The sequence below is a fragment of the Streptomyces sp. NBC_01498 genome (assembly GCF_036327775.1).
In the GTDB taxonomy this organism is placed as follows: domain Bacteria; phylum Actinomycetota; class Actinomycetes; order Streptomycetales; family Streptomycetaceae; genus Streptomyces.
In genome coordinates, this window is sequence record NZ_CP109598.1 from 6,071,851 (window position 1) to 6,096,925 (window position 25,075).

A 25,075-nucleotide genomic window follows, 5' to 3' on the forward strand; every position below is an offset into this window, starting at 1 on the left:
TCATGGACCAGGCACCTGCGGCCGGAGCGCCGGCAGCGGCGGCGCCCGCCGTCCACGCGGAGGGCATCGTCAAGCGCTTCGGTCCCACCGTGGCACTCGACGGTGTCCGGCTTACCGTCGCGCCCGGCGAGTCCCACGCACTCGTCGGGCGCAACGGCGCCGGCAAGTCCACCCTCGTCAGCGTCCTCACCGGACTGCACGAGGCCGACGCGGGAAAGGTGAGCTTCGGCGGTGAACCGGCGCCCGCCTTCGGCGACATCACGGCCTGGCAGTCCAAGGTCGCCTGCGTCTACCAGAAGTCGATGGTCGTCCCCGACCTGACCGTCGCCGAGAACCTCTTCCTCAACAACTACGGCCTGGACAAAGGGCGTTCCGGGATCGGCGGCCGGCTCATCAGCTGGCGCCGGCTCCGCGCCCGCGCCGAGGAACTGCTCGCCGAGTACGGCGTGAGTGTCGACCCCGACACCCGGGCCAAGGATCTCGCCGTCGAACAGCGGCAGTTCGTGGAGATCGCCCGCGCCCTGTCCTTCGGTGCCCGGCTGATCATCCTGGACGAGCCGACCGCACAGCTCGACGCGCGCGGCATCGACAGCCTCTTCGAGAAGCTCCGCGACCTCCGGAGCCAGGGGGTGGCGTTCCTCTTCATCTCGCACCACCTCCAGGAGGTGTACGAGCTGTGCTCCACCGTCACCGTCTACCGCGACGCCCGCCACGTCCTGACGGCGCCGGTCGCCGATCTGGCCAAGGCGGACCTCGTCACGGCCATGACGGGCGACTCGGCGGGCTCGGCCGCCGCCTGGCACGCCGCCCGCGCGGTCGTGCCGGACAGCACGGCGCAGCCCGTACTGACCACCGAAGGGCTCACCCTGGAGGGCGAGTTCGAACCGCTCGACCTCCAGGTACGGCCCGGTGAGGTCCTCGGCCTCGCCGGCTCGGCGGCCAGCGGCAACACGGCGCTCGGCGAGACCCTCGCCGGGATGCGCAAGGCGACCGGCGGCCGGATCGCCGTACGCGACCGGACCGTCCGGCCCGGCAGCGTGCCGCACGCGCTGGACGCCGGGATCGGCTACATCCCCGAGGACCGGCACCTCCAGGGGCTCGTACTGAACCGCAGCGTCGCCGAGAACGCCACGCTCACCGTCGCCGACCAGCTCGGCCCGTGGGGGACCGTACTGCCCTCCCGCACCAGGGAGTTCGCCCGGTCCATGATCGCTTCGCTGGACATCAAGACGACCGGGCCGGAACAGCCGGTGGCGGGCCTGTCCGGCGGCAACCAGCAGAAGGTGGTCGTCGCCCGCGCCCTGGCCCGCGCGCCCAGTGTGCTGGTGGCGCTGCGTCCCACGGCGGGCGTGGACGTCAAGTCGAAGGACTCGCTGCTCGGCGTCGTACGCCGGGTGGCGGACGAGGGAAACGCGGCCGTGATCATCTCCGACGAACTGGATGATCTGCGGGTCTGCGACCGCGTACTGGCCCTGTTCCACGGGCGAGTGGTGGCAACGTTCGGGAGCGGGTGGACCGACCGGGAACTGGTCGCCGCCATGGAAGGTGTGGGGGAGAACCGATGACCGACACGATACGACCGCCGGTGCCGGCCAAGGCACGCGACGACGACCATCCGCTGAACCGGCTCAAGCTCATCCGGTGGAGCGACTTCTCCCTGGTGCCGGTGATCCTGGTGCTGTTGGTGATCGGTTTCATCGTCTCGCCGGTCTTCCTCACCTCCAACAACCTGATCAGCGTCGTCCAGCAGTCGTCCGAACTGAGCCTGCTGGTGCTCGGCCAGGCGCTGATCCTGATCTGCGGCCGGATGGACCTGTCGCTGGAGTCGACCATCGGCATCGCGCCGGTCGTCGCCATGTGGATGGTGCTGCCGTCCGAGGGCGGCCGGTTCGCCGGTCTCGACCTGCTGCCCGTCTGGTCGGCCATCCCGCTCTGTCTGCTGGTCGGCCTGGTCGTGGGCGTGATCAACGGCTTCCTGATCCTGAAGCTGCGGGTCAACGGCTTCATCGCCACCCTCGGCATGCTCACCATGCTGCGCGGTCTCCAGATCGGCATCACCGAGGGCAAGTCGATCACCGATGTCCCGGAGTCCTTCCGCTACCTCGGCAAGACCGACTGGCTCGGGGCGCCCGCCGCCGTCTGGATCTGTCTCGCGCTGTTCGCGCTCGGTGGCGCCGCCCTGGCCTGGCTGCGGCACGGGCGCGCGCTGTACGCGATCGGCGGCAACCCGGAGGCGGCGCGCGCCGCCGGGGTCCGGGTGGACCGGATCACCTGGATCGTGCTCGCCATCGGCGGTGTCCTCGCGGCCTTCGCCGGTGTCCTCTACACGGGCCACTACGGTTCCGTGGCCGCCACCCAGGGCAACGGCTGGATCTTCCAGGTCTTCGCCGCGGCCGTGATCGGCGGCATCAGCCTCAAGGGCGGGCGCGGCACGCTGTTCGGCGCGCTGACCGGTGTGCTGACGCTCCAGCTGGTCGTGAACGTGATGACGCTGGGCGGGGTGCCCGCGCTCTGGAACCAGTTCCTGAACGGCGCGATCATCATCGTCGCCCTGGTGATCTCGCGGTTCGCGAGCGGCGAGAAACAGGACTGACCGGCCGCTGCCCGCGCGTGACGAGTCGGGCGCCGGCCACGGACAACGGGCCTGTCGGGAGGGGTGTCTCTCCCGGCAGGCCCGTACGTGTGCGCGCCGGGGGTCGTACGGGCACCGTGTACGGCCCCGCACTCCCGCCCGGCGCCGTACGCGTCGCCCCTCACGTCCCGCTCAGAGCGTCGAGCGCAGCCACTGCTCCACGCTCGCGACATGCACCGTCGCCCACGACCTGGCCGCCTCCGGGTCCCGGTCGCGCAGTGCCGCCAGGATCGCCCGGTGCTCGTGCAGGGTGCGGCTGACCGCGTCCTCCTGGGTCAGCCCGCGCCACACCCGGGCCCGCGTCGTCGGCCCGGACAGCCCGTCGAGCAGCGAGCAGAGGACGGAGTTCCCCGACGCCTGCACGATGCCCCGGTGGAACTCCAGGTCCGCCGCGACCAGCTCCTCCACCGACGGCTCCGCCCCCAGCGCGTCCAACTGGGCTCCCAGCGCCTCCAGTTCGGCCTCCCTGATCCGGGAGGCGGCCATCGCCGTCGCGGCCGGCTCCAGAATCCGCCGGACCGCCAGGAACTCCAGCACCGTGTCGTCGCGGTGGAAGTCGACCACGAAACTCAGCGCTTCGAGGAGCAGTTGGGGATCGAGGCTGGTGACGTACGTCCCGTCGCCCTGCCGTACGTCGAGAATGCGGATCAGCGACAGGGCGCGTACCGCCTCGCGCAGCGAGTTGCGCGACAGGCCCAGTTCGGCGGCGAGCTCGCTCTCCTTGGGAAGACGGTCCCCCGGGCGCAGCGCGCCCGAGACGATCATCCCCTTGATCTTCTCGATGGCCTCGTCGGTGACAGCCATGGGCGACCTCCATACATCCGATGTATCGGCCTCCATTATGCGTCTCCGCAGGGCCCCGGCGCCCCCTCCCACCGGAGTTCTCCGAGAACGGCGGCGCCGGGGGCGGTGCTGCCGCCCCCGGCGCCGTACCGGATCGTGTGGCCGGGCGGGTGGATCAGTCCCGCCGCTGGTCCAGCAACTGCTGGACCCGGGAGCGGATGGCGTCCGTGGCCAGACCCCGGATCGTCAGTGTCGTACGGCGCCGCAGCACGTCGTCCGCCGTCTCGGCCCACTCGTGGTCGCCCGCGTACACGACCTGCGCCCAGATCTCCGGGGCCTCCGGGTGGATGCGCTCGGCCAGCTCCGGCCGCTCGTACGCCAGGCGCGCGATGTCGAAGGCCAGCGACCCGTAGTGGCGGGCCAGATGGTGCGCGGTGTCGTGCGCCATGCCGTCGCCGTGCGCGCCGCCGTCGATCAGCAGCCGGTGCGTCACCGCGTGCGGGTTGGCGATGCCCGGCAGCGGCAGCAGCTTCGGCAGCCGCGAGGTCGGCTCGATGTCGGAGCCCAGCGGCCGGCCGGGCAGGGTCTCCAGCTTGTCCAGCACCGTACGGCCGATGTGCCGGAACGTCGTCCACTTGCCGCCGGCGACCGACAGCATGCCGCCGCTGCCCTCGGTGACGACCGTCTCCCGCTTGGCGGTGGACGGGTCGCCGGGACCGCCGGGCAGCACCCGGAGCCCCGCGAACGAGTAGGTGATCAGGTCCCGCGAGAGCTGCTGGTCCCGGACGGAGAGCGACGCCTCGTCCAGGATCTGGTGGATGTCCGCGTCGGTGACCGCCACGTCCGCCGGGTCGCCCTCGTACGTCTCGTCGGTCGTACCGAGCAGCAGCATGTCCTCCCAGGGGAGGGCGAAGGTGATGCGGAACTTGTCGATGGGTGTGGCGAGCGCCGCGTTCCACGGCGCGGTGCGTCTGAGCACCAGGTGCGCGCCCTTGGAGAGCCGGATGGACGGCTCGGACCGGGGGTCCTCCATGGTGCGCAGCCGGTCGACCCAGGGGCCGGTGGCGTTGAGCACGAGCCGGGCGTCGACCCCGAACTCGGTGCCGTCCAGCGCGTCCTTGAGTTCGGCGCCGGTCACCCGCCCGCCGGTGAAGCGAAGCCCGGTCACCTGCGCGTGGTTGAGGACGGCCGCGCCCGACTCGACGGCGGCCCGGACGGTCATGACGGCCATCCGCGCGTCGTTCATCTGGTCGTCGCCGTAGACGGCCACGGCCCGCAGATTGTCCGTCCGCAGCTCGGGCACCGCGCGCCGCGCCTTCGCCGGGCTCAGCAGATGGCCGACGCCGTCGCCGAACGCGGAGAGCGCGGAGTACGCGAACACCCCCGCGCCCAGCTTGGCGGCGCTGTGCGGCCCGTCCTTGTAGACGGGCAGATAGAACGTGAGCGGGTTGGCCAGGTGCGGTGCCACCCGGCGGGCGACCGCGCGGCGCTCGAAGTGGTTCTCCGCGACCAGCCGGACCTCGCCGGTCTGGAGGTAGCGCAGACCGCCGTGGAGCAGTTTGGAGGAGGCGGACGAGGTGGCTCCCGCGAAGTCGCCCCCGTCCACCAGGGCCACCCGCAGTCCCGACTGGGAGGCGTGCCAGGCGGTGGAGATGCCCAGGATGCCGCCGCCGATGACCAGCAGGTCGTAGGTGGCGCGGGACAGCTGCTCCCGGGTCTCCGCGCGGCTCGGGAGGGAGCCGCCGGAGGGGTGCGTGCCCAGGGCGGGACCGCTGTGCAGGGTGGTCATGGTGTCTCCTTCACTCGCGGGCCGCCACGTGGGTCGGACCTCGTGGCGGCCCCGTCGCTCGGTCGGACCGGCCCGTCAGCTGTCGTCCTCGTCCACCCAGCCCTTGGTCCGTTCCACGGCCTTGAGCCAGCTCTTGTACTCGCGGTCGCGCTTGGCGGCGTCCATGTCCGGCGTCCACTCGGCGTCCTTGCGCCAGTTGGCGCGCAGGGCCTCGGTGTCCGGCCAGAAGCCGACGGCGAGCCCGGCGGCGTAGGCGGCGCCCAGACAGGTGGTCTCGGCGACCACCGGGCGGACGACGGGTGCGTCGAGGACGTTGGAGAGCGTCTGCATCAGCAGGTTGTTGGCGGTCATGCCGCCGTCGACCTTCAGGGACGTCAGCTCGACCTTGGAGTCCTTGGTCATCGCGTCGCTGATCTCGCGGGTCTGCCAGGCCGTGGCCTCCAGCACCGCGCGGGCCAGGTGCGCCTTGGTGACGTAACCGGTGAGACCGGCGATGACCCCGCGCGCCGCCGAGTCCCAGTGGGGCGCGAACAGCCCGGAGAAGGCGGGGACGAAGTACGCGCCGCCGTTGTCCTCGACGGAGGCGGCGAGCGCCTCGATCTCGGGGGCGGAGTTGATCAGGCCCAGCTGGTCGCGCAGCCACTGCACGAGCGCGCCGGTGACGGCGATGGAGCCCTCCAGCGCGTACACGGCCGGCTCGTCGCCGATCCGGTAACCGACCGTGGTGACCAGCCCGTTGTAGGAGTTGATGGGCTTGTGCGCGGTGTTCATCAGCATGAACGTGCCCGTGCCGTACGTCGACTTGGCCTCGCCCTCGGCGAAGCACGTCTGGCCGAACAGGGCGGCCTGCTGGTCGCCGAGCGCCGAGGCGACCGGGATGCCGTGCAGCGGGCCGCCCTTGGCGGTGCCGTACACCTCGGAGGAGGAGCGGATCTTCGGCAGCACGGCGGTCGGGACACCGATGGACGCGCAGATCTTCGGGTCCCACTCCAGGGTGTCGAGGCGCATCAGCATCGTGCGGGAGGCGTTGGTGACGTCCGTGACGTGCACGCCGCCGTCGACGCCGCCGGTGAGGTTCCAGATGACCCAGGAGTCCATGGTGCCGAAGAGGATGTCGCCGCTCTCGGCGCGCTCGCGCAGCCCCTCGACGTTGTCCAGCAGCCAGCGGGCCTTCGGTCCGGCGAAGTAGGTCGCCAGCGGCAGTCCGGTGTCGCGCCGGAACCGGTCCTGGCCGACGTTGCGGCCCAGTTCCCGCACCAGCCCGCTGGTACGGGTGTCCTGCCAGACGATGGCGTTGTGGACCGGCTCTCCGGTCTTCCGGTCCCAGAGCATGGTGGTCTCGCGCTGGTTGGTGATGCCGATCGCCAGCACGTCGGCCTTGGTGACGCCCGCCTTCTCGACGGCGTTCGCCACGACTTCCTGGACGTTGGTCCAGATCTCCTTGGCGTCGTGCTCCACCCAGCCGGGCTTGGGGAAGATCTGCTGGTGTTCCTTCTGGTCGACGGCGACGATGCGCCCCTCGACGTCGAAGATGATGCAGCGGCTCGACGTGGTGCCCTGGTCGATGGCCGCGATGAAGGGTCCGCTGCCGCGGGAGGAAGTCCCGGTGCTCTGTGCGTCACTCACGGTGTCTGCTCCTGCTCGGTCGGGGGGAAGGCGGAGGCTTACTTGAACGCCCAGTTGTAGAGGCCGGCCGCGGCGGCGCCGCCGATCAGCGGGGCGACGACCGGGACCCAGGCGTACGTCCAGTCGGAGCCGCCCTTGTTGGGCAGTGGCAACAGGGAGTGCACGATGCGGGGGCCGAGGTCGCGTGCCGGATTGATGGCGTAACCGGTGGGGCCACCGAGCGAGAAACCGATGCCGGCGACGACGAGGGCCGTGATCAGCACGCCGAGTACGCCCAGGCCGTTGCCCGAGTCGTTGAGGCCCTGGGTGAGGATCGCGATCACCAGCACGAAGGTGGCGATGACCTCGGTGAGCACGTTCTGCCAGTAGTGCCGGATCTCCGGGCCCGTCGAGAAGACACCGAGCACCGGGCCGGCCTTGGGGGCGGTCTTCTGGTCGACCAGGCCCTCGACCCTCGGCTGGGACCCGATGATCTCCGGGTCGGTGAGATGGGCCTTGAACTGGCCCATGTACGCGACCCAGACCAGGAAGGCGCCGACGATCGCACCGGCCAGCTGGCTGGCCATGTAGAGGGGGACGTCGCCCCACTCGGTGGTGCCCGCTATCGCCAGACCGAGGGTGACCGCCGGGTTCAGATGCGCCCCGGAGACGCCCGCGGCGAGGTAGGCGCCGGTGAGGACGGCGAAACCCCATCCGAAGCTGATGGCGACCCAGCCCGCGCCGGTGGATTTGGAACGTTTGAGAACCACGCCCGCGACCACACCACCGCCGAGCAGGAGCAGCAGAGCGGTGCCCACGAACTCGCCGATGAAGATGTCGTAATGAGACACCCGAGACTCCTTCGTCCAGGGGAAGGCGGACCCGCGGCTCGCACGCGTGATCCGCGCCCTCGGATGAGGGCATTCCCGGCCCTTGGCGTTGTCGCCACTCACACGAGGGACCGTCGATCAGTGTTCGACAATGCCGACCGTCGAACGGCAGTTCATCGCGTGATGGTTACCCCGTCAAGGGCCCGGTAGTCGGAACGTGTTCTGCTCAGATCATCGGGCAAACTTCTCAAAACCGCCCGGCGCCGACATCCCTCGACACCGAACGGGCGCACGCGCGCACCGCCGCGATCAGTTCCGGACGAATCCCGCCGTCCTCGCACAGCCGCTCCACCGCGCCGGTCACCGCGACGGCCCCCACCGGCATCCGGCGCCGGTCATGGATCGGCGCGGCCACCGCCGCCACCCCCTCCCACGTCTCCTCGACATCGGCCGCCCACCCCCGCTCCCTGGTCCCGTCGAGAATCGCCTCGAACTGCTCCAGTCCGGTGACGGTGCGCGCGGTGAGCCGCTCCCGGGTGCCCCGTACGGCCCGCTCCCGGGCCACCGGGTCGTACGCCGCCAGCACCTTCCCCAGCGCCGTCGAGTGCAGCGGCTGCATGGCGCCGACCTCCAGGACCTGCCGGCCGTCGTCGGGCCGGAAGACATGGTGCGTGACCAGCACCCCGTCCAGGTGGAACACCCCCAGATGGACGCTCTCACCGGTGGAGCGCGCCAGGTCGTCCGTCCACACCAGGGCGCGCGAGCGCAGCTCGTGCACATCCAGATAGCTGCTCCCCAGCCGCAGCAGCTCCGCCCCCAGCTGATAGCGCCCGGACGCGGCGTCCTGCTCCACCAGGCCCTCCTCCAGGAGGGTGCGCAGAATCCCGTGCGCCGTCCCCTTCGCCAGCCCCAGGGAGGAGGAGATCTCGGACAGACCGAGCCGGCGCTCGCCGCCCGCCAGAAGCCGCAGCACCGCCGCGGCACGCTGGAGCGACTGAATGCTCTTCGCCATCGACCGGAACCTCCTCATTCGCCGCTGTTCGGCAATGCTGAACATTATCGGCCCATGCCGACGCTCCGTTTCGGACACAGTGGTCCCTATTGAGGCGGACACGCGTCCGCCCCGTGAAACGCCGCACCCCTCGTAGCCGGGCCCGGCTACCCTTGCCGGGTGCGCCCTCCACCGGAGGGCGCAAAGCCGACAGCCGTCGCACCTCCGGGAGTATTCACATGGCCCCGTCCTCCAGCGTTTCCCCCGACAGCCGGACCCGAATCGACGCGCTGCGCGAGGCGCTCGCCACCCGGGTGGTGGTGGCCGACGGGGCGATGGGGACGATGCTCCAGGCGCAGGAGCCGACCATGGCGGACTTCCAGGACCTGGAAGGCTGCAACGAGATCCTCAACGTGACCCGCCCCGACATCGTGCGCTCGGTCCACGAGGAGTACTTCGCGGTCGGTGTCGACTGCGTGGAGACGAACACCTTCGGCACGAACTTCGCCGCGCTGGCCGAGTACGACATCCCCGAACGCGTCTTCGAACTCTCCGAGGCCGGCGCGCGCATCGCCCGCGAGACCGCCGACGAGTTCACCGTCTCGACCGGACAGCAGCGCTGGGTCCTCGGCTCGATGGGCCCCGGCACCAAGCTGCCGACCCTGGGCCACGTCGACTACCTGACCCTGCGCGACGCCTACCAGCGCAACGCCGAGGGCATGATCGCCGGCGGCGCCGACGCGCTGCTGGTCGAGACGACCCAGGACCTGCTCCAGACGAAGGCGGCCGTCCTCGGCGCCCGCCGCGCGCTCGACGCCACCGGCGGCAACCTGCCGATCATCTGCTCGGTGACCGTCGAGACGACCGGCACGATGCTGCTCGGCTCCGAGATCGGCGCGGCACTGACGGCGCTGGAGCCCCTGGGCATCGACATGATCGGCCTGAACTGCGCCACGGGCCCGGCGGAGATGACCGAGCACCTGCGCTACCTGGCCCGCCACTCCCGTATCCCCCTCTCCTGCATGCCCAACGCCGGACTGCCCGTCCTCGGCAAGGACGGCGCGCACTACCCGCTGAGCGCGGGCGAACTCGCCGACGCGCAGGAGAACTTCGTCCGCGAGTACGGGCTCTCCCTGGTCGGCGGCTGCTGCGGTACGACCCCGGAGCATCTGCGGCAGGTCGTGGAGCGGGTACGGGGCACCGCCCTCACCGCGCGGGACCCGCGGCCCGAGCCGGGCGCCGCGTCGCTCTACCAGACGGTGCCGTTCCGGCAGGACACCTCGTACCTGGCGATCGGCGAGCGCACCAACGCCAACGGGTCGAGGAAGTTCCGCGAGGCCATGCTGGAGGGCCGCTGGGACGACTGCGTCGAGATGGCCCGCGAGCAGATCCGCGAGGGCGCCCACCTGCTGGACCTGTGCGTCGACTACGTCGGCCGGGACGGTGTCGCCGACATGGCGGAGCTGGCGGGCCGCTTCGCCACCGCCTCGACGCTGCCGATCGTGCTGGACTCCACGGAGCTGCCGGTCCTGCGGGCCGGACTGGAGAAGCTGGGCGGGCGCGCGGTCATCAACTCCGTCAACTACGAGGACGGCGACGGGCCCGAGTCCCGGTTCGCCAAGGTGACCGCCCTGGCCGCGGAGCACGGAGCGGCGCTGATCGCGCTGACCATCGACGAGGAGGGCCAGGCCCGTACCGCCGAGCACAAGGTCGCGGTCGCCGAGCGGCTGATCGCCGACCTGACCGGCAACTGGGGCGTCCACGAGTCGGACATCCTCATCGACACCCTCACCTTCACGATCTGCACCGGCCAGGAGGAGTCCCGCAAGGACGGCATCGCCACCATCGAGGCGATCCGCGAGCTGAAGAGGCGCCACCCCGACGTCCAGACCACCCTCGGCCTGTCCAACATCTCCTTCGGCCTCAACCCCGCCGCCCGCATCGTCCTCAACTCGGTCTTCCTCGACGAGTGCGTGAAGGCCGGCCTGGACTCGGCGATCGTGCACGCCTCCAAGATCCTGCCCATCGCCCGGCTGGAGGAGGAACAGGTCACGGTCGCGCTCGACCTCATCCACGACCGCCGCGCCGAGGGCTACGACCCGCTCCAGAAACTGATGGAGCTGTTCGAGGGCGTCAACACCAAGTCCATGAAGGACGGCAGGGCCGAGGAACTGCTGGCGCTGCCCCTGAACGAGCGGCTGGAACGGCGCATCATCGACGGCGAGAAGAACGGCCTGGAGGCCGACCTCGCCGAGGCCCTGGAGAGCCGTCCCGCACTGGAGATCGTCAACGACACCCTCCTCAACGGCATGAAGGTCGTCGGTGAGCTGTTCGGCTCCGGCCAGATGCAGCTGCCGTTCGTCCTCCAGTCCGCCGAGGTGATGAAGAAGGCCGTGGCGTTCCTCGAACCCCACATGGAGAAGACCGACGACGACGGCAAGGGCACCATCGTCCTCGCCACCGTCCGCGGCGACGTGCACGACATCGGCAAGAACCTCGTCGACATCATCCTCTCCAACAACGGCTACACCGTCGTCAACCTCGGCATCAAGCAGCCCGTCTCCGCGATCCTCGAAGCCGCCGAGGAGCACCGGGCCGACGTCATCGGCATGTCCGGCCTCCTCGTCAAGTCCACGGTGATCATGAAGGAGAACCTCCAGGAGCTCAACCAGCGCAAGATGGCGGCCGACTTCCCCGTCATCCTCGGCGGCGCCGCCCTCACCCGCGCCTACGTCGAACAGGACCTGCACGAGATCTACGAGGGCGAAGTCCGCTACGCGCGCGACGCGTTCGAGGGTCTGCGCCTCATGGACGCGCTGATCGGCATCAAGCGCGGCGTCCCCGGCGCCGTACTCCCCGAACTCAAGCAGCGCCGCGTCAAGCCCGTCGCGACCGTCGCCGTCGAGGAACACCCCGACGAGGGCGCCGTGCGCTCGGACGTCTCGACCACCAACCCCGTCCCGGAGCCGCCGTTCCGGGGCACCCGCGTCATCAAGGGCATCCAGCTCAAGGAGTACGCCTCCTGGCTGGACGAGGGCGCCCTGTTCAAGGGCCAGTGGGGACTGAAGGAGGCCCGCAAGGGCGGACCCGGCTACGAGGAACTGGTCGAGTCCGAGGGCCGGCCGAGGCTGCGCGGCTGGCTGGAGAAACTGCACACCGACAACCTGCTCGAAGCGGCCGTGGTGTACGGCTACTTCCCCTGCGTCTCCAAGGGCGACGACCTCATCCTGCTCCACGAGGACGGCTCCGAGCGCACCCGGTTCACCTTCCCGCGCCAGCGCCGCGGCCGGCGGCTCTGCCTGGCCGACTTCTTCCGCCCCGAGGAGTCCGGCGAGACGGATGTCGTGGGCCTCCAGATCGTCACCGTCGGGTCGAGGATCGGCGTCGCGACGGCGGAACTGTTCGAGCAGAACGCCTACCGGGACTACCTCGAACTGCACGGCCTGTCGGTCCAGCTGGCCGAGGCCCTCGCCGAGTACTGGCACGCCCGGGTCCGCTCCGAGCTGGGTTTCGCGGGCGAGGACCCGTCCGACGTCGAGTCGATGTTCGCCCTGAAGTACCGGGGCGCCCGATTCTCGCTCGGTTACGGCGCCTGCCCCAACCTGGAGGACCGGGCGAAGATCGCCGACCTCCTGGAGCCGGGCCGGATCGGTGTCGAGCTGTCCGAGGAGTTCCAGCTGCACCCCGAGCAGTCCACCGACGCCATCGTGCTCCACCATCCCGAGGCGAAGTACTTCAACGCCCGGTAGCGGACATTGGTACGCCGGCGGCCGGGGACGACGTACGGGGACGGGGACGGCGTCCCCGGCCGCCGGCGTGGACAGATGACGCGGACAGGCGAGACGGACAGGAACCGGACACGGGCCCCGGCGGACGTCGGCCAGGGGCCCGGCGGCGGGGACAGCGAGCCGCTCGGCGGCGGGACCACGAGCCCGGCAGAGGCGAGCTGTCGCGCTCACCGGGCGCTTCGCCGGGGCGAGCCGTACACTTGTCGGTCCAGTGCGGGCCGGTCCCCGGACCCGGCGGGAATTCCCGCCGGGAAAGGTGACCGGCCCTCTCGTCCCTCCCGGAGGTGCGCCGCATGACCAGTACGGTTCCCGCGTCCCTGACCCGTACGGCCGAAGGCTCGACCCTTCAGGCCGTGCTGCTCGACATGGACGGCACCCTGGTCGACACCGAGGGCTTCTGGTGGGACACCGAGGTCGCCGTCTTCAAGGACCTCGGCCACCCCCTGGACGAGGCATGGCGCGACATCGTCGTCGGCGGCCCCATGACCAGGAGCGCCGGCTATCTCATCGAGGCCACCGGGGCGGACATCACCCTGGACGAGCTGACCGTCCTGCTCAACGACCGCTTCGAGGAGCGCATCGGCCTCGACGTCCCGCTGATGCCCGGCGCGGCCCGGCTCCTCGCCGAACTCGCCCGGCACGGCGTGCCCACCGCCCTGGTCTCCGCCTCCCACCGGCGCATCATCGACCGGGTGCTGGAATCCGTCGGCCGCCACCACTTCGCCCTCACCGTGGCCGGTGACGAGGTGATGAACACCAAGCCGCACCCCGACCCGTATCTGCTCGCCGCGCGCCGGCTCGGCGCCACCCCCTCCAGATGCGCCGTCGTCGAGGACACCGCGACCGGGGTGGCGTCCGCCGAGGCCGCCGGCTGCCGGGTGGTCGCCGTCCCGTCCGTCGCGCCCATCGCGCCCGCCGAGGGCCGGGTCGTCGTTCGCTCGCTCGAAGACGTCGATCTGGAATTCCTGCGTGGTCTGATGACGCGGCGAGACTGATAGGCATACAGAGCGTGGCCCCTGAAATTATCGAAAGCCCAGGGTATTCGGTAAGCGCTTGCCACGACTCTCTGTTGATCACTTGGGGGGTGATCAACAAAAGCCGAGGGGAAATCGGGTGACTTATGTCACTCTCCGTGCTCTCGCCAAAAGTGATCACGCCCGTTCCGCCGCACGGCGCTGCCCGCGGGCTTCATCGAAGCGGGCACCCATGCGTCCTGGTTTGCCACCCGATGCGCGAATTCTTCTCCGAGGGTGCCCCCGCATTCGGGCAATTCCCGATCACTCCGCGATTACGCCCGAAGTGGGCCCGGTTCATCACATCCGCACCTGAGGACTAATCTCATCGCGAGAACTTCGCCACTCGTTCACCGCCTCCACGGTCTGTTCCGACGGTCATCACGTCGCGAGATTCTCAACCACCGTTGGAACGCAGGGTGTTCGGATGAGGAGTACGTCCAGGATGATGCGCAAGAGTCTCGTGCTGCCGGTGATCGCCGGTCTGCTCGCCCCGGTGCTCGTCGCCTGCGGCGGTTCGAACGGCTCCGACGGCGGCGGAGACGCCATAGTCGTCGGCACCACGGACCAGTTCACCGCCACCGAGGAGACGCCGGCGCCGCTCGACCCGGCGTTCGCCTACGACACCGGCTCCTGGAACATCCTGCGCCAGTCCCTCCAGACGCTCATGCACATCCCGCGCGGCGGCGGCGCCCCCGTCCCCGACGCCGCCTCCAACTGCGCGTTCTCGGACAAGCAGAACCAGAGCTACCGCTGCGAACTGCGCGAGGGACTGACCTTCGCCGGTGGCACCGAGATCACCTCGGAGGACGTGAAGTTCTCCATCGAGCGCGTCCTCACCATCAACTCCGAGGCCGGCGCCGTGGGCCTCTTCAAGAACATCGACACCGTCGAGACGCCCAGCGACACCGAGGTCGTCTTCCACCTGAAGACCCCCGACGCCACCTTCCCGTACAAGCTCTCCACCCCCGTCGCGGGCATCGTCGACCCCGCCTCCTACGACGGCAAGAAGCTCCGCGACGGCTTCGAGGTGAACGGCTCGGGCCCCTACACCTTCAAGGCCGAGGTGGACGGCGACCACATCACCAAGGCCGTCTTCACCAGGAACGACGCGTACAAGGGCGACCTCAAACTCAGCAACAGCAAGGTCGAACTGCGCCCCTTCGCCGACGCCGCCGCCATGGGCAAGGCGCTCGACTCCGGCGAGATCGACGTCATGGCCCGCACCATGTCGCCCGAACAGATCGTCTCCATGGTGACCAAGCCCGACGACAGCGTCGAACTCACCCAGATGCCCGGGGTGGAGATCCGCTACCTCGTCTTCGACACCGACGAGCCCGTCGTGAAGGACAAGGCCGTACGCCAGGCCGTCGCCTCCCTCGTGGACCGGGGCCAGATCGCCTCCGAGGTGTACGGCTCCATGGCCCAGCCGCTCTACTCGCTGATCCCGGCGACGATCACCACGCACACCAACTCGTTCTTCAACAAGTACGGCGAGCCCGACCGGGCCGAGGCCGCCCGGCTCCTCGAAGAGGCCGGCGTCGAGACGCCCGTCACCTTCACCCTGAACTACACCACCGACCACTACGGCGAGGCCACCGCCAAGGAGTTCAAGACGCTCCAGCAGCAGCTCAACTCCAGCGGCCTCTTCAAGGTCGACATCAAGGGCACCGAGTGGTCCAAGTTCCGTCCCGCGCAGACCCGGGGCGACTACACCGTCTACGGCATGGGCTGGTTCCCCGACTTCCCGGACCCGGACAACTACGTCGCGCCGTTCCTCGACACGGACAACTTCCTCAACTCGCCCTACTCGAACAAGAAGATCAGTGACGAGCTGATCCCGCTGTCCCGCCGCGAGGCCGAGCGCAGCGCCGCCGTCAAACCGTTCACGGAGATACAGGACATCGTCGCCGAGGACGTGCCGGTCCTGCCGCTCTGGCAGGGCAAGCAGTACGTCGCCGCCGCCGACGACATCTCCGGCGTCGAATGGGCCCTCAACCCCTCGGGCGAACTGCTCCTGTGGGAACTGGGCACCGGCAGCGCCGTCTGACCCGCCCCCGGCGGTCCCACCCCCGACGACAGAGGTCCCCGGCATCCACACGATGCCGGGGACCCTTCCTCACGCCGCACCACGCCACGTCACGTCACGCGCCCGCCGTACGGGTCGCGGCGACCACGGCCGCGCCCGCGCCCCACCGTCCTACTGGGCGCCCGGCCGCACCAGACCGCTCTCGTACGCGTACACCGCCGCCTGCACCCGGTCCCGCAGACCCAGCTTCGTCAGCACATGGCCCACATGCGTCTTCACCGTCGTCTCGCTGACGAACAGGTCCGCCGCGATCTCCGCGTTCGACAGCCCCCGCGCCACCAGCTTCAGCACCTCGACCTCCCGGTCGGTCAGCGTGTGCAGCGTGTCCGGCACCCGCTCCTCGCCCGACGGCAGATGATCCGCGTACTTGTCCAGCAGCCTGCGGGTGACACTCGGCGCCAGCATCGCCTCACCGGCGGCCACCACCCGGATCGCCTGCACCAGCTCGTTCGCCGGCGCGTCCTTCAGCAGAAAACCGCTGGCCCCGGCGCGCAGCGCCTCCACCACGTACTCGTCCAGGTCGAACGTGGTCAGCACCAGCACCTTCGCGGGACCGTCCTTGCCCGGACCGGTGATCTGGCGCGTCGCCTCCACCCCGTCCATCCTCGGCATCCGGATGTCCATCAGTACGACGTCGGGCTGGAGCGCCCGGACCTGATCGATGGCCTGAAGGCCGTCCCCGGCCTCACCGACGACCGCGATCTCCTGCTCGGCCTCCAGGATCATCCGGAAACCGGTGCGCAGCAGTGGCTGGTCGTCGACCAGTAGGACGCGGATCGCCACGGGAACTCCTTCGCTGGGACAGATCCCGGACCATTCTGCCCTGCGCGCCCGGCCACCCCGGCGGCGGGCACGCACGACCGCCCCTCACACCCCCCGGACCGGCTCCACCGGGACGCCCTCTCCCTCCGGCACCGCCACCGGCGGCCCCGGCTCCGTGACCGGCGACGGCTCCGTACCCTGCCGGGGCGGCACCGTCAGCGGATACACCGGCGGCGTCCCGCCGAACTCCGGACACACCGCCTGATGATCACACCAGCCGCACAGCTTCGTCGGCCGAGGCCGCCAGTCACCCGTCCGGGTCGCCTCCCGGATCGCCTCCCACAACGCCAGCAACTTCCGCTCCACCCGCTCCAGATCCTCCGGCACCGGGTCGTACGTCACCACGTCGCCACTGCCCAGATACACCAGCTGAAGCCGCCGCGGCACCACCCGCTTCCACCGCCACACCACCAGCGCGTAGAACTTCATCTGGAACAGCGCCCCCTCCGCGTACTCCGGACGCGGCGCCTTCCCCGTCTTGTAGTCCACGATCCGCACCTCACCCGACGGCGCCACATCCACCCGGTCGATCACCCCCCGCAACCGCAGCCCCGACTCCAGCTCCGTCTCCACGAACAACTCGCGCTCGGCCGGCTCCAGACGCGTCGGGTCCTCCAACGAGAACCACCGCTCCACCAGCAGCTCCGCCTCCGACAGCCAGCGCCCCAGCCGCTCACCCCCCTCGTCCCCCGCGAACAGCCCGGCCAGCTCCGGCCTCGACTCCAGCAACCGCTCCCACTGCCCCGGGACCAACGACCGGGCACGCGGCGCCGTACGCTCGACAGCGGGAGCATCGAACAGCCGCTCCAGTACCGCGTGCACCAGCGTCCCCCGCGTCGCCGCCTCACTCGGCCGCTCCGGCAACTTGTCGATCACCCGGAACCGGTACAGCAGAGGGCACTGCATGAAGTCACTCGCACGCGACGGCGAGAGCGAACTGGGCTGCTGACTCGTACTCATGACGCAGACCCTACGGCTCGCCACTGACAGCGAGCGGAATACCATCGACCCGAGACCGCGCACCCACGACCACCGAGCGAGCGAACACGCCGCGACGAAGGGACGACGTGAAAAAGGACGACGAGAGCGGCGACAGCGGAAGGCCGCAGTCCGGTCCTGAGGACACGCCCCCCGACAAGAGGCGCAAACGACCCGACGACCCCGGCGGCGGCATCCTCATGGGCCGCCCCTTCGGCGTGCCCGTCTACGTCGCCCCCAGCTGGTTCCTCGTCGCGGCCCTCATCACCTGGGTCTTCGGCGGCCAACTCGACCGCGTACTCCCCGAACTCGGCGGCATCCGCTACCTCGTCGCCCTCTTCTTCGCCGTCGCCTTCTACGCCTCCGTGCTCGTTCACGAACTCGCCCACACCGTCGTCGCCCTCCACTACAAACTCCCCGTACGCCGCATCCAGCTCCAGTTCTTCGGCGGCGTCTCCGAGATCGAGAAAGAGTCCGAGACCCCCGGCCGCGAATTCACGCTCGCCTTCGTCGGCCCCCTCCTCTCCCTCGTCCTCGCCGGTTTCTTCTACCTCACCCTCGGCGCCGTCCGGCCCGGCACCGTCCCCGCCGTGCTCCTCGCCGGACTGATGATCTCCAACCTCATCGTCGCCGCCTTCAACCTCCTGCCCGGCCTTCCCCTCGACGGCGGTCGCATGCTCCGCGCAGTCGTCTGGAAGATCACCGGCAAACCCATGGCCGGCACCGTCGCCGCCGCCTGGGTCGGCCGCGCCCTCGCCGTCGCCGTCCTCATCGGCCTCCCCCTCCTCACCCACACCGGAGCCCTCGGCAACTCCACCAAGGACATCGGCGGCGTCGAAACCGTCACCGACGCACTCCTCGCCGCCATCCTCGCCGCCATCATCTGGACCGGCGCCGGCAACAGCCTCCGCATGGCCCGCCTCCGCGAACACCTCCCCGACCTCCGCGCCCGGACCCTCACCCGCCGCGCCGTCCCCGTCGAATCCACCACCCCCCTCTCCGAGGCACTCCGCCGCGCCAACGAAGCCGGCGCCCGCGCCCTCGTCGTCGTGGACGGACAGGGCGAACCCACCGCCCTCGTCCGCGAAGCCGCCATCGTCGGCGTCCCCACCCACCGCCGCCCCTGGGTCGCCGTCAGCGAACTCGCCCAGGACCTCACCGACGGCATGAAGATCCCCGCCGAACTCGCCGGAGAAGCACTCCTCGACCGCCTCCGCGCCAACCCCGCCACCGAATACCTCGTCGTCGAGGACACCGGCGAGATCTACGGAGTCCTCGCGACCGCCGACGTCGAACGCGCCTTCGTCGCCGCCATGGCCAGGCCCGACACCACCTGAACCCCCGCACCGGCCCGGCCCCGGCCACGTAAGGACACCCCAAATGGAGCAGGTAGTCTGACCGCATGTCCGAACCGACCGGTGCCGCCCGACGTCGCGGCCCCTTCAAGGTCGGGGACCAGGTCCAGCTCACCGACCCCAAGGGACGCCACTACACCTTCACGCTCGAAGCCGGGAAGAATTTCCACACCCACAAGGGTTCCTTCCCCCACGACGAGCTGATCGGTGCCCCCGAGGGCAGTGTTGTCCGCACCACGGGAAACGTCGCCTACCTCGCGCTGCGCCCCCTGCTCCCCGACTACGTCCTGTCCATGCCCCGCGGCGCCGCCGTGGTCTACCCCAAGGACGCGGGCCAGATCCTGGCCTTCGCCGACATCTTCCCCGGCGCCCGCATCGTCGAAGCCGGAGTGGGATCGGGCTCGCTCAGCAGCTTCCTGCTGCGCGCCATCGGTGACCAGGGCATGCTGCACTCCTACGAGCGCCGGCAGGACTTCGCCGACATCGCCCGGCAGAACGTCGAGCGCTACTTCGGCGGCCCCCACCCCGCGTGGCAGCTCACCGTCGGCGACCTCCAGGACAACCTCACCGACACCGAGGTCGACCGGGTCGTCCTGGACATGCTGGCCCCCTGGGAATGTGTCGAGCCGGTCTCCAAGGCCCTCGTACCGGGCGGCATCCTCTGCGCCTACGTCGCCACCACCACCCAGCTCGCCCGCACCGTCGAGACCATCCGCGAGCACGGCTCCTTCAACGAGCCCGCCGCCTGGGAATCGATGGTCCGCAACTGGCACGTCGAGGGACTCGCCGTCCGCCCCGACCACCGCATGATCGGGCACACCGGCTTCCTCGTCACCGCCCGCCGCCTCGCCGACGGCGTCGAACCGCCGCTGCGCCGCCGCCGCCCCTCCAAGGGCGCCTACGGCGACGACTACGACGGCCCCGGAAGCGGCAGCGGCTCCCGCGGCTGACGCCGCGTCACCACCCGGCCCACGCGCGCCGGATCACCGCTTCCACCGCAACACAACGACGCCGCCGCCGAGTTCACCCGCGCACCGGGTGAACTCGACGGCGGCGTCGTCGTGTTGCGGCAGCCACGCTCACCCCGCTGTTCCGCTGCCCTGTGACGTGTGGCACCATTCACGCCACCCCCACCGGCACCGCCTTCACAGGAGACACCGCGTGCAGACCTCCGACGTCCCGGACCTCGCGCACACCCGACCGCGTCCGGTGCACTGGCTCGCCACGGCCACCGCGATGGCCGCCGTCGTGGCCGCCGCCGGTCTGCTCCAGCCCGACGCCGCCACCGCCACCCAGACCGGCACCGCGTCCGCCGGACACACCGCTCCCGACACGGCTGCGGCGGCACGGCCCGCCCCCGACCCCGCCACCGCCGACCTCCCGCTGGACTGCGGGGACGTGACCGTACGCGTGACGGAGGAAGCGGCCGGGGACCTCGACGGCGACGGCAACCCCGAAACCGTGGCGGCCGCCCGCTGCGACGCCGGCTCGGGCACCCCGCCGCACGGCCTCTACGTCCTCACCACCACCAAGGACGGCGCCCCCCGCGTCGTGGCCACCCTCGTGAATCCCGCCGACCGCCGGAGCGTCACCGACCTGGACATACGCGACGGCCTCGTCCGGGCCCGGCTCCTCGGCTACTCCGGACCGGACATCCCGTCCTGCTGCCCCGACGAGGAGCAGCGGCTCACCTGGGAATGGGCGAACGGCGCCTTCGTACGGAGCACCCAGAACGCGTCACGGAGCGTCTGAGCCGGTCGCGGGGATCCACCCGGCGGACGGCGAGGAGTCACCACTCGCGTCGGAGCGTCACCGTGCACCGTGTCCGGTGACAGTCCGTGACACCGGCGGGACTACGCCGACGGCGTAACCCGACCCCCGCCGACCGGGTCGGCCCCCCGCGCGGCTACTCCGCGTCGGGCCCGTACACCTCGACCCTGTCCGAAACCCGACGCACATGAATGCAGTCACCCGGGCACTCCTTGGCCGAATCCACCACGTCCCGCAACAGCGGCAGCGGCACCCGCGTCGTGGCCCCCGGAGCCTGTAGCAGCTCGTCGTCCTCGCTCTTCACGTACGCCAGCCCGTCAATGTCCAGCTCGAACACATCCGGGGCGTACTGCGCACAGATCCCGTCACCGGTGCAGAGGTCCTGATCGATCCAGACCTCCAGCGCCTCACCGACCCCTGTGGCCACTTCGGTCGGAGCCTGCTGCTGCACGGTCATATCTCCTGCCGTTTCCTGCGTCGGATGAGACGATCTCGGGCAAGTCATGCCAGCCCTGACGGGTGTTGACCATCCCGACGATACAACCGGCCGCTTTCCGATGTTGAACGGTGGGTATTCCCCTGGCGTGAGGGAGAGCGCAAGGGTGAAGATCGGACACACCCCGACCGTCTTTGTGATCTAGGGGTTTTAATCACCACCTACCCAGGTAGGGTCAGGAAGCGTCCAGCTCCCCTTGGAGGAGGTGAGGACCGTGGCAGCCCACGACGACGACATCAACCGCGGCATCCGGCCCGGGCGAGGGTCTGAAGACCCGGCCGGCCAGGTTGCCTATCTCGAGCAGGAAATCGCCGTCCTGCGACGTAAGCTCGCCGACTCTCCGCGGCATACGCGAATTCTCGAAGAGCGCATCGTCGAACTGCAGACAAATCTGGCAGGCGTGTCCGCCCAGAACGAGCGGCTCGCCAACACGCTGCGTGAGGCCCGCGACCAGATCGTCGCCCTCAAGGAAGAGGTCGACAGACTCGCGCAGCCCCCCGCCGGATTCGGCGTCTTCCTACAGGCGAACGAGGACGACACGGCCGACATCTTCACCGGAGGCCGCAAACTCCGGGTGAACGTCAGCCCCGGCGTCGAGCTCGAACAGCTCCGGCGCGGCCAGGAAGTGATGCTCAACGAGGCCCTCAACGTGGTCGAGGCCATGGAGTTCGAACGGGCCGGGGACATCGTCACCCTCAAGGAGATCCTCGAGGACGGCGAGCGCGCCCTGGTCGTCGGGCACACCGACGAGGAACGGGTGGTACGGCTCGCCGAGCCGCTGCTCGACATCACCATCCGCGCCGGTGACGCCCTGCTGCTCGAACCCCGCTCCGGCTATGTCTACGAAGTGGTCCCCAAGAGCGAAGTCGAGGAGCTCGTCCTCGAAGAGGTCCCCGACGTCGACTACGACAAGATCGGCGGCCTCGGCGGCCAGATCGAGATGATCCGCGACGCCGTCGAACTCCCGTATCTCCACCCCGACCTCTTCAAGGAGCACGAACTCCGCCCGCCGAAGGGCATCCTGCTCTACGGCCCCCCCGGCTGCGGCAAGACACTCATCGCCAAGGCCGTGGCCAACTCACTCGCGAAGAAGGTCGCCGAAGTCAGCGGCAAGCCCGCCGGCAAGAGCTACTTCCTCAACATCAAGGGTCCGGAGCTCCTCAACAAATACGTCGGCGAGACCGAGCGGCACATCCGCCTGGTCTTCCAGCGGGCCCGTGAGAAGGCCAGCGAGGGCACTCCCGTCATCGTCTTCTTCGACGAGATGGAATCCCTCTTCCGCACCCGCGGATCCGGTGTCAGCTCGGACGTGGAGAACACCATCGTCCCCCAGCTGCTCGCCGAGATCGACGGTGTGGAGGGCCTGGAGAACGTCATCGTCATCGGCGCCTCCAACCGCGAGGACATGATCGACCCCGCGATCCTGCGGCCCGGCCGGCTCGACGTCAAGATCAAGATCGAGCGCCCGGACGCCGAGGCGGCCAAGGACATCTTCGCGAAGTACCTGCGGTCCTCGCTGCCCCTGCACGAGGACGACCTGTCCGAGCACAACGGCTCTCCCGAGTCCACCGTCCAGGGCATGATCCAGTCGGTGGTCGAGCGCATGTACACCGAATCCGAGGAGAACCGCTTCCTGGAGGTCACCTACGCCAACGGTGACAAGGAAGTCCTCTACTTCAAGGACTTCAACTCCGGAGCGATGATCCAGAACATCGTAGACCGTGCCAAGAAGATGGCGATCAAGGACTTCCTCGACGAGAACCAGCGAGGACTCCGCGTCAACCATCTCCTCCAGGCATGCGTGGACGAGTTCAAGGAGAACGAGGACCTGCCCAACACCACCAACCCGGACGACTGGGCCCGTATCTCCGGCAAGAAGGGCGAGCGGATCGTCTTCATCCGCACCCTCGTCACCGGAAAGCAGGGCGCCGACACCGGACGCTCCATCGACACGGTGGCCAATACCGGGCAGTACCTCTAGGACACAGACCGGCTGCGGATGTCCGGAAGGGCATCCGCAGCCGGTTGCTTTCCGCACCTTCCACGGCACGGGCCACGACACAGGCAATGACGGAAACGATCTCCCCACCAGTGCAGAGGCGTTTAGGCTCTGCGGTACCGCCGCGTGCCGCAGTGCGGGGACGGGCACCGCACGCGCACCGGAGAGACAGCGGTACTTGAGCGCCGTTCCCGAACGGGAGCGCCGCCGGGCAAGGAGGGCCGCATGACCGTACGGCGAGTAATGGGTATCGAGACGGAGTACGGCATCTCCGTCCCCGGCCAACCGAACGCCAATGCCATGCTCACCTCGTCCCAGATCGTCAACGCCTACGCGGCGGCGATGCACCGGGCGCGCCGCGCCCGCTGGGACTTCGAGGAGGAGAACCCGCTGCGGGACGCACGAGGCTTCGACCTCGCCCGCGAGGCCGCCGAGTCCAGCCAGCTCACCGACGAGGACATCGGGCTGGCCAACGTGATCCTCACCAACGGCGCACGGCTGTACGTCGACCACGCGCACCCCGAGTACAGCTCCCCGGAGATCACCAACCCGCGCGACGCCGTCCTCTGGGACAAGGCCGGCGAGCGCATCATGGCCGAGGCCGCCGAACGGGCCGGACAGCTCCCCGGCGCCCAGCCGATCCTTCTCTACAAGAACAACACCGACAACAAGGGCGCCTCCTACGGCACGCACGAGAACTACCTGATGAAACGGGAGACCCCGTTCTCGGACATCGTGCGGCACCTGACCCCGTTCTTCGTCTCCCGCCAGGTCGTCACCGGCGCCGGCCGCGTCGGCATCGGCCAGGACGGCCACGAGCACGGCTTCCAGATCAGCCAGCGGGCCGACTACTTCGAGGTCGAGGTCGGGCTGGAGACCACACTCAAACGGCCCATCATCAACACCAGGGACGAGCCGCACTCCGACGCCGAGAAATACCGCAGACTCCATGTGATCATCGGCGACGCGAATCTCTCGGAGATCTCCACCTATCTCAAGCTCGGCACGACCTCCCTGGTCCTCGCCATGATCGAGGACGGTTTCATCAACGTCGACCTGGCCGTCGACCAGCCCGTACGCACCCTCCACCAGGTCTCGCACGACCCGACCCTGGCCCAGCTGGTCACGCTGCGCAGCGGGCGGACACTCACCGCCGTACAGCTCCAGATGGAGTATTTCGAACTGGCGCGCAAATATGTCGAGGAGCGCTACGGCGCCGACGCGGACGAGCAGACCAGGGACGTACTCGGCCGTTGGGAGGACACGCTCAACCGGCTGGAGAACGACCCGATGAGCCTGTCGGGCGAGCTGGACTGGGTCGCCAAGAAGGAGATCCTGGAGGGCTACCGCCGCCGGGACAGCCTGGACTGGGACGCCGCGCGGCTGCACCTGGTGGACCTCCAGTACGCGGACGTGCGCCCCGAGAAGGGCCTGTACAACCGTCTGGTGGCCCGCGGCAGGATGCGCAGGCTGCTGGACGAACCGGACGTCGAACGGGCCGAGGCGAAGCCTCCCGAGGACACCCGCGCCTACTTCCGGGGCCGCTGTCTGGAGCAGTACGCGGACGACGTGGCCGCGGCCTCCTGGGACTCGGTCATCTTCGACCTGCCGGGCCGCGACTCGCTCCAGCGGGTACCGACCCTGGAACCCCTCCGGGGCACCCGTGAGCACGTGAAAGACCTGCTGGACCGGTGCCGCTCGGCCGAAGACCTGGTCCGGGTGCTCTCGGGCGGCTGAAACGGTCCCGGTGCGGGAATCATGGAGATGGCCCCCGGACGTTGCGAGAACTGCGGGGCCGATGTCGGACCCTGCTTGTAGGGTCGGATCTTGAAGGTCACATCGAGCGGGGCGAACCGAGCGGGGTGAGGGAAATGGCGACCAAGGACACCGGCGGCGGCCAGCAGAAGGCGACGCGTTCCACCGAGGACGTCGAGGAGCAGACCGAGGACGTACAGCAGTCCGAGGACCTCAAGGAGCGCCAGGAAAAGCTGTCCGACGACGTGGACTCCGTGCTGGACGAGATCGACGACGTCCTCGAGGAGAACGCCGAGGACTTTGTTCGCTCATTTGTTCAAAAAGGTGGCGAGTAGTCGTCGCCGACTGCCCGGGTTGAGCGACGGGCCGCGCGACATGCT

Annotated in this window: 19 protein-coding genes; 11 read left to right on the top strand and 8 right to left on the bottom strand. The window is 69.6% G+C overall.

The genetic code is table 11. From position 1 onward, the window contains the following. Nucleotides 1–2 precede the first annotated feature (2 nt). Both OG875_RS25905 and OG875_RS25910 read left to right on the top strand, forming a co-directional pair. Entirely contained in the window at nucleotides 3–1,565 is a 1,563-nt protein-coding gene (locus OG875_RS25905; RefSeq protein ID WP_330176635.1) for a sugar ABC transporter ATP-binding protein, read from the top strand. Next, a complete protein-coding gene (locus tag OG875_RS25910) occupies nucleotides 1,562–2,593 on the top strand; it encodes an ABC transporter permease (RefSeq protein ID WP_330176636.1) in 1,032 nt (343 codons plus the stop codon). Before OG875_RS25905 ends, OG875_RS25910 begins: the two co-directional genes overlap by 4 nt. A gap of 171 nt (nucleotides 2,594–2,764) precedes the next feature. Here the strand turns inward: OG875_RS25910 and OG875_RS25915 are convergent, their stop codons facing one another. The 5 genes from OG875_RS25915 to OG875_RS25935 all read right to left on the bottom strand — a co-directional run bounded on the left by OG875_RS25915 (nucleotide 2,765) and on the right by OG875_RS25935 (nucleotide 8,651). Beyond that, nucleotides 2,765–3,436: a FadR/GntR family transcriptional regulator gene (locus OG875_RS25915; protein WP_330176637.1), complete on the bottom strand. Its 672-nt coding sequence runs from the start codon at nucleotides 3,434–3,436 to the stop codon at nucleotides 2,765–2,767. Between the two features lie 154 nt (nucleotides 3,437–3,590). Further along, nucleotides 3,591–5,204 carry a glycerol-3-phosphate dehydrogenase/oxidase gene (locus OG875_RS25920; RefSeq protein WP_330176638.1) on the bottom strand — a complete coding sequence of 538 codons (1,614 nt, stop codon included), beginning with the start codon at nucleotides 5,202–5,204 and terminating at the stop codon, nucleotides 3,591–3,593. Between the two features lie 75 nt (nucleotides 5,205–5,279). Beyond that, entirely contained in the window at nucleotides 5,280–6,830 is a 1,551-nt protein-coding gene (glpK, locus tag OG875_RS25925; protein WP_330176639.1) for a glycerol kinase GlpK, read from the bottom strand. A 38-nt stretch (nucleotides 6,831–6,868) separates the two neighbouring features. After that, nucleotides 6,869–7,660 carry an MIP/aquaporin family protein gene (locus tag OG875_RS25930; RefSeq protein ID WP_330176640.1) on the bottom strand — a complete coding sequence of 264 codons (792 nt, stop codon included), beginning with the start codon at nucleotides 7,658–7,660 and terminating at the stop codon, nucleotides 6,869–6,871. A gap of 226 nt (nucleotides 7,661–7,886) precedes the next feature. After that, entirely contained in the window at nucleotides 7,887–8,651 is a 765-nt protein-coding gene (locus tag OG875_RS25935) for an IclR family transcriptional regulator (protein ID WP_330176641.1), read from the bottom strand. Nucleotides 8,652–8,869: 218 nt separating this feature from the next. Here OG875_RS25935 and metH point away from each other — a divergent pair, with 218 nt between their 5' ends. From metH to OG875_RS25950, 3 genes are all read left to right on the top strand, one after another. Next, nucleotides 8,870–12,379: a methionine synthase gene (gene metH, locus OG875_RS25940; protein ID WP_330176642.1), complete on the top strand. Its 3,510-nt coding sequence runs from the start codon at nucleotides 8,870–8,872 to the stop codon at nucleotides 12,377–12,379. A gap of 332 nt (nucleotides 12,380–12,711) precedes the next feature. Beyond that, nucleotides 12,712–13,413, top strand: coding sequence for an HAD family hydrolase (locus OG875_RS25945; protein ID WP_330176643.1), 702 nt, complete (start codon nucleotides 12,712–12,714; stop codon nucleotides 13,411–13,413). Between the two features lie 463 nt (nucleotides 13,414–13,876). Beyond that, nucleotides 13,877–15,481 carry an ABC transporter substrate-binding protein gene (locus OG875_RS25950; protein WP_330176644.1) on the top strand — a complete coding sequence of 535 codons (1,605 nt, stop codon included), beginning with the start codon at nucleotides 13,877–13,879 and terminating at the stop codon, nucleotides 15,479–15,481. A gap of 150 nt (nucleotides 15,482–15,631) precedes the next feature. On the opposite strand, the gene OG875_RS25955 is transcribed toward OG875_RS25950, so the two are convergent. Next, nucleotides 15,632–16,303 (bottom strand): response regulator transcription factor, encoded by a 672-nt coding sequence (locus OG875_RS25955; protein ID WP_330176645.1) that lies wholly within the window; start codon nucleotides 16,301–16,303, stop codon nucleotides 15,632–15,634. An 84-nt stretch (nucleotides 16,304–16,387) separates the two neighbouring features. Beyond that, complete coding sequence (locus tag OG875_RS25960) at nucleotides 16,388–17,302, bottom strand: RecB family exonuclease (RefSeq protein ID WP_330176646.1); 915 nt, start codon at nucleotides 17,300–17,302, stop codon at nucleotides 16,388–16,390. Between the two features lie 107 nt (nucleotides 17,303–17,409). Between OG875_RS25960 and OG875_RS25965 the strand changes: the two genes are divergently transcribed. From OG875_RS25965 to OG875_RS25975, 3 genes are all read left to right on the top strand, one after another. Continuing rightward, on the top strand, nucleotides 17,410–18,657 hold the full coding sequence (locus tag OG875_RS25965) for a site-2 protease family protein (RefSeq protein WP_330176647.1): 1,248 nt from the start codon (nucleotides 17,410–17,412) through the stop codon (nucleotides 18,655–18,657). Nucleotides 18,658–18,722: 65 nt separating this feature from the next. After that, a complete protein-coding gene (locus OG875_RS25970; RefSeq protein WP_330176648.1) occupies nucleotides 18,723–19,625 on the top strand; it encodes a tRNA (adenine-N1)-methyltransferase in 903 nt (300 codons plus the stop codon). A 211-nt stretch (nucleotides 19,626–19,836) separates the two neighbouring features. Continuing rightward, the gene (locus OG875_RS25975) at nucleotides 19,837–20,427 is read left to right on the top strand and encodes a hypothetical protein (protein WP_330176649.1); all 591 of its coding nucleotides are present in this window, start codon (nucleotides 19,837–19,839) and stop codon (nucleotides 20,425–20,427) included. A 154-nt stretch (nucleotides 20,428–20,581) separates the two neighbouring features. Here OG875_RS25975 and OG875_RS25980 read toward each other — a convergent pair whose 3' ends face one another. Continuing rightward, a complete protein-coding gene (locus OG875_RS25980; protein WP_330176650.1) occupies nucleotides 20,582–20,902 on the bottom strand; it encodes a ferredoxin in 321 nt (106 codons plus the stop codon). Between the two features lie 253 nt (nucleotides 20,903–21,155). Between OG875_RS25980 and arc the strand changes: the two genes are divergently transcribed. The 3 genes from arc to OG875_RS25995 all read left to right on the top strand — a co-directional run bounded on the left by arc (nucleotide 21,156) and on the right by OG875_RS25995 (nucleotide 25,030). Then, entirely contained in the window at nucleotides 21,156–22,922 is a 1,767-nt protein-coding gene (gene arc, locus OG875_RS25985) for a proteasome ATPase (RefSeq protein ID WP_330176651.1), read from the top strand. Nucleotides 22,923–23,165: 243 nt separating this feature from the next. Then, a complete protein-coding gene (gene dop / locus OG875_RS25990) occupies nucleotides 23,166–24,677 on the top strand; it encodes a depupylase/deamidase Dop (protein WP_330176652.1) in 1,512 nt (503 codons plus the stop codon). A gap of 134 nt (nucleotides 24,678–24,811) precedes the next feature. Continuing rightward, the gene (locus OG875_RS25995; protein WP_330176653.1) at nucleotides 24,812–25,030 is read left to right on the top strand and encodes a ubiquitin-like protein Pup; all 219 of its coding nucleotides are present in this window, start codon (nucleotides 24,812–24,814) and stop codon (nucleotides 25,028–25,030) included. The last annotated feature ends 45 nt before the right edge of the window (nucleotides 25,031–25,075 follow it).

Coding starts and splice junctions, on each gene's coding strand:
- OG875_RS25960 (WP_330176646.1), bottom strand. CDS start 17,302: ATGAGTACGAGTCAGCAGCCCAGTTCGCTCTCGCCGTCGCGTGCGAGT.
- OG875_RS25980 (WP_330176650.1), bottom strand. CDS start 20,902: ATGACCGTGCAGCAGCAGGCTCCGACCGAAGTGGCCACAGGGGTCGGT.
- OG875_RS25935 (WP_330176641.1), bottom strand. CDS start 8,651: ATGGCGAAGAGCATTCAGTCGCTCCAGCGTGCCGCGGCGGTGCTGCGG.
- metH (WP_330176642.1), top strand. CDS start 8,870: ATGGCCCCGTCCTCCAGCGTTTCCCCCGACAGCCGGACCCGAATCGAC.
- OG875_RS25910 (WP_330176636.1), top strand. CDS start 1,562: ATGACCGACACGATACGACCGCCGGTGCCGGCCAAGGCACGCGACGAC.
- OG875_RS25945 (WP_330176643.1), top strand. CDS start 12,712: ATGACCAGTACGGTTCCCGCGTCCCTGACCCGTACGGCCGAAGGCTCG.
- OG875_RS25950 (WP_330176644.1), top strand. CDS start 13,877: ATGATGCGCAAGAGTCTCGTGCTGCCGGTGATCGCCGGTCTGCTCGCC.
- OG875_RS25920 (WP_330176638.1), bottom strand. CDS start 5,204: ATGACCACCCTGCACAGCGGTCCCGCCCTGGGCACGCACCCCTCCGGC.
- OG875_RS25970 (WP_330176648.1), top strand. CDS start 18,723: ATGTCCGAACCGACCGGTGCCGCCCGACGTCGCGGCCCCTTCAAGGTC.
- OG875_RS25915 (WP_330176637.1), bottom strand. CDS start 3,436: ATGGCTGTCACCGACGAGGCCATCGAGAAGATCAAGGGGATGATCGTC.
- dop (WP_330176652.1), top strand. CDS start 23,166: ATGACCGTACGGCGAGTAATGGGTATCGAGACGGAGTACGGCATCTCC.
- OG875_RS25905 (WP_330176635.1), top strand. CDS start 3: ATGGACCAGGCACCTGCGGCCGGAGCGCCGGCAGCGGCGGCGCCCGCC.
- OG875_RS25995 (WP_330176653.1), top strand. CDS start 24,812: ATGGCGACCAAGGACACCGGCGGCGGCCAGCAGAAGGCGACGCGTTCC.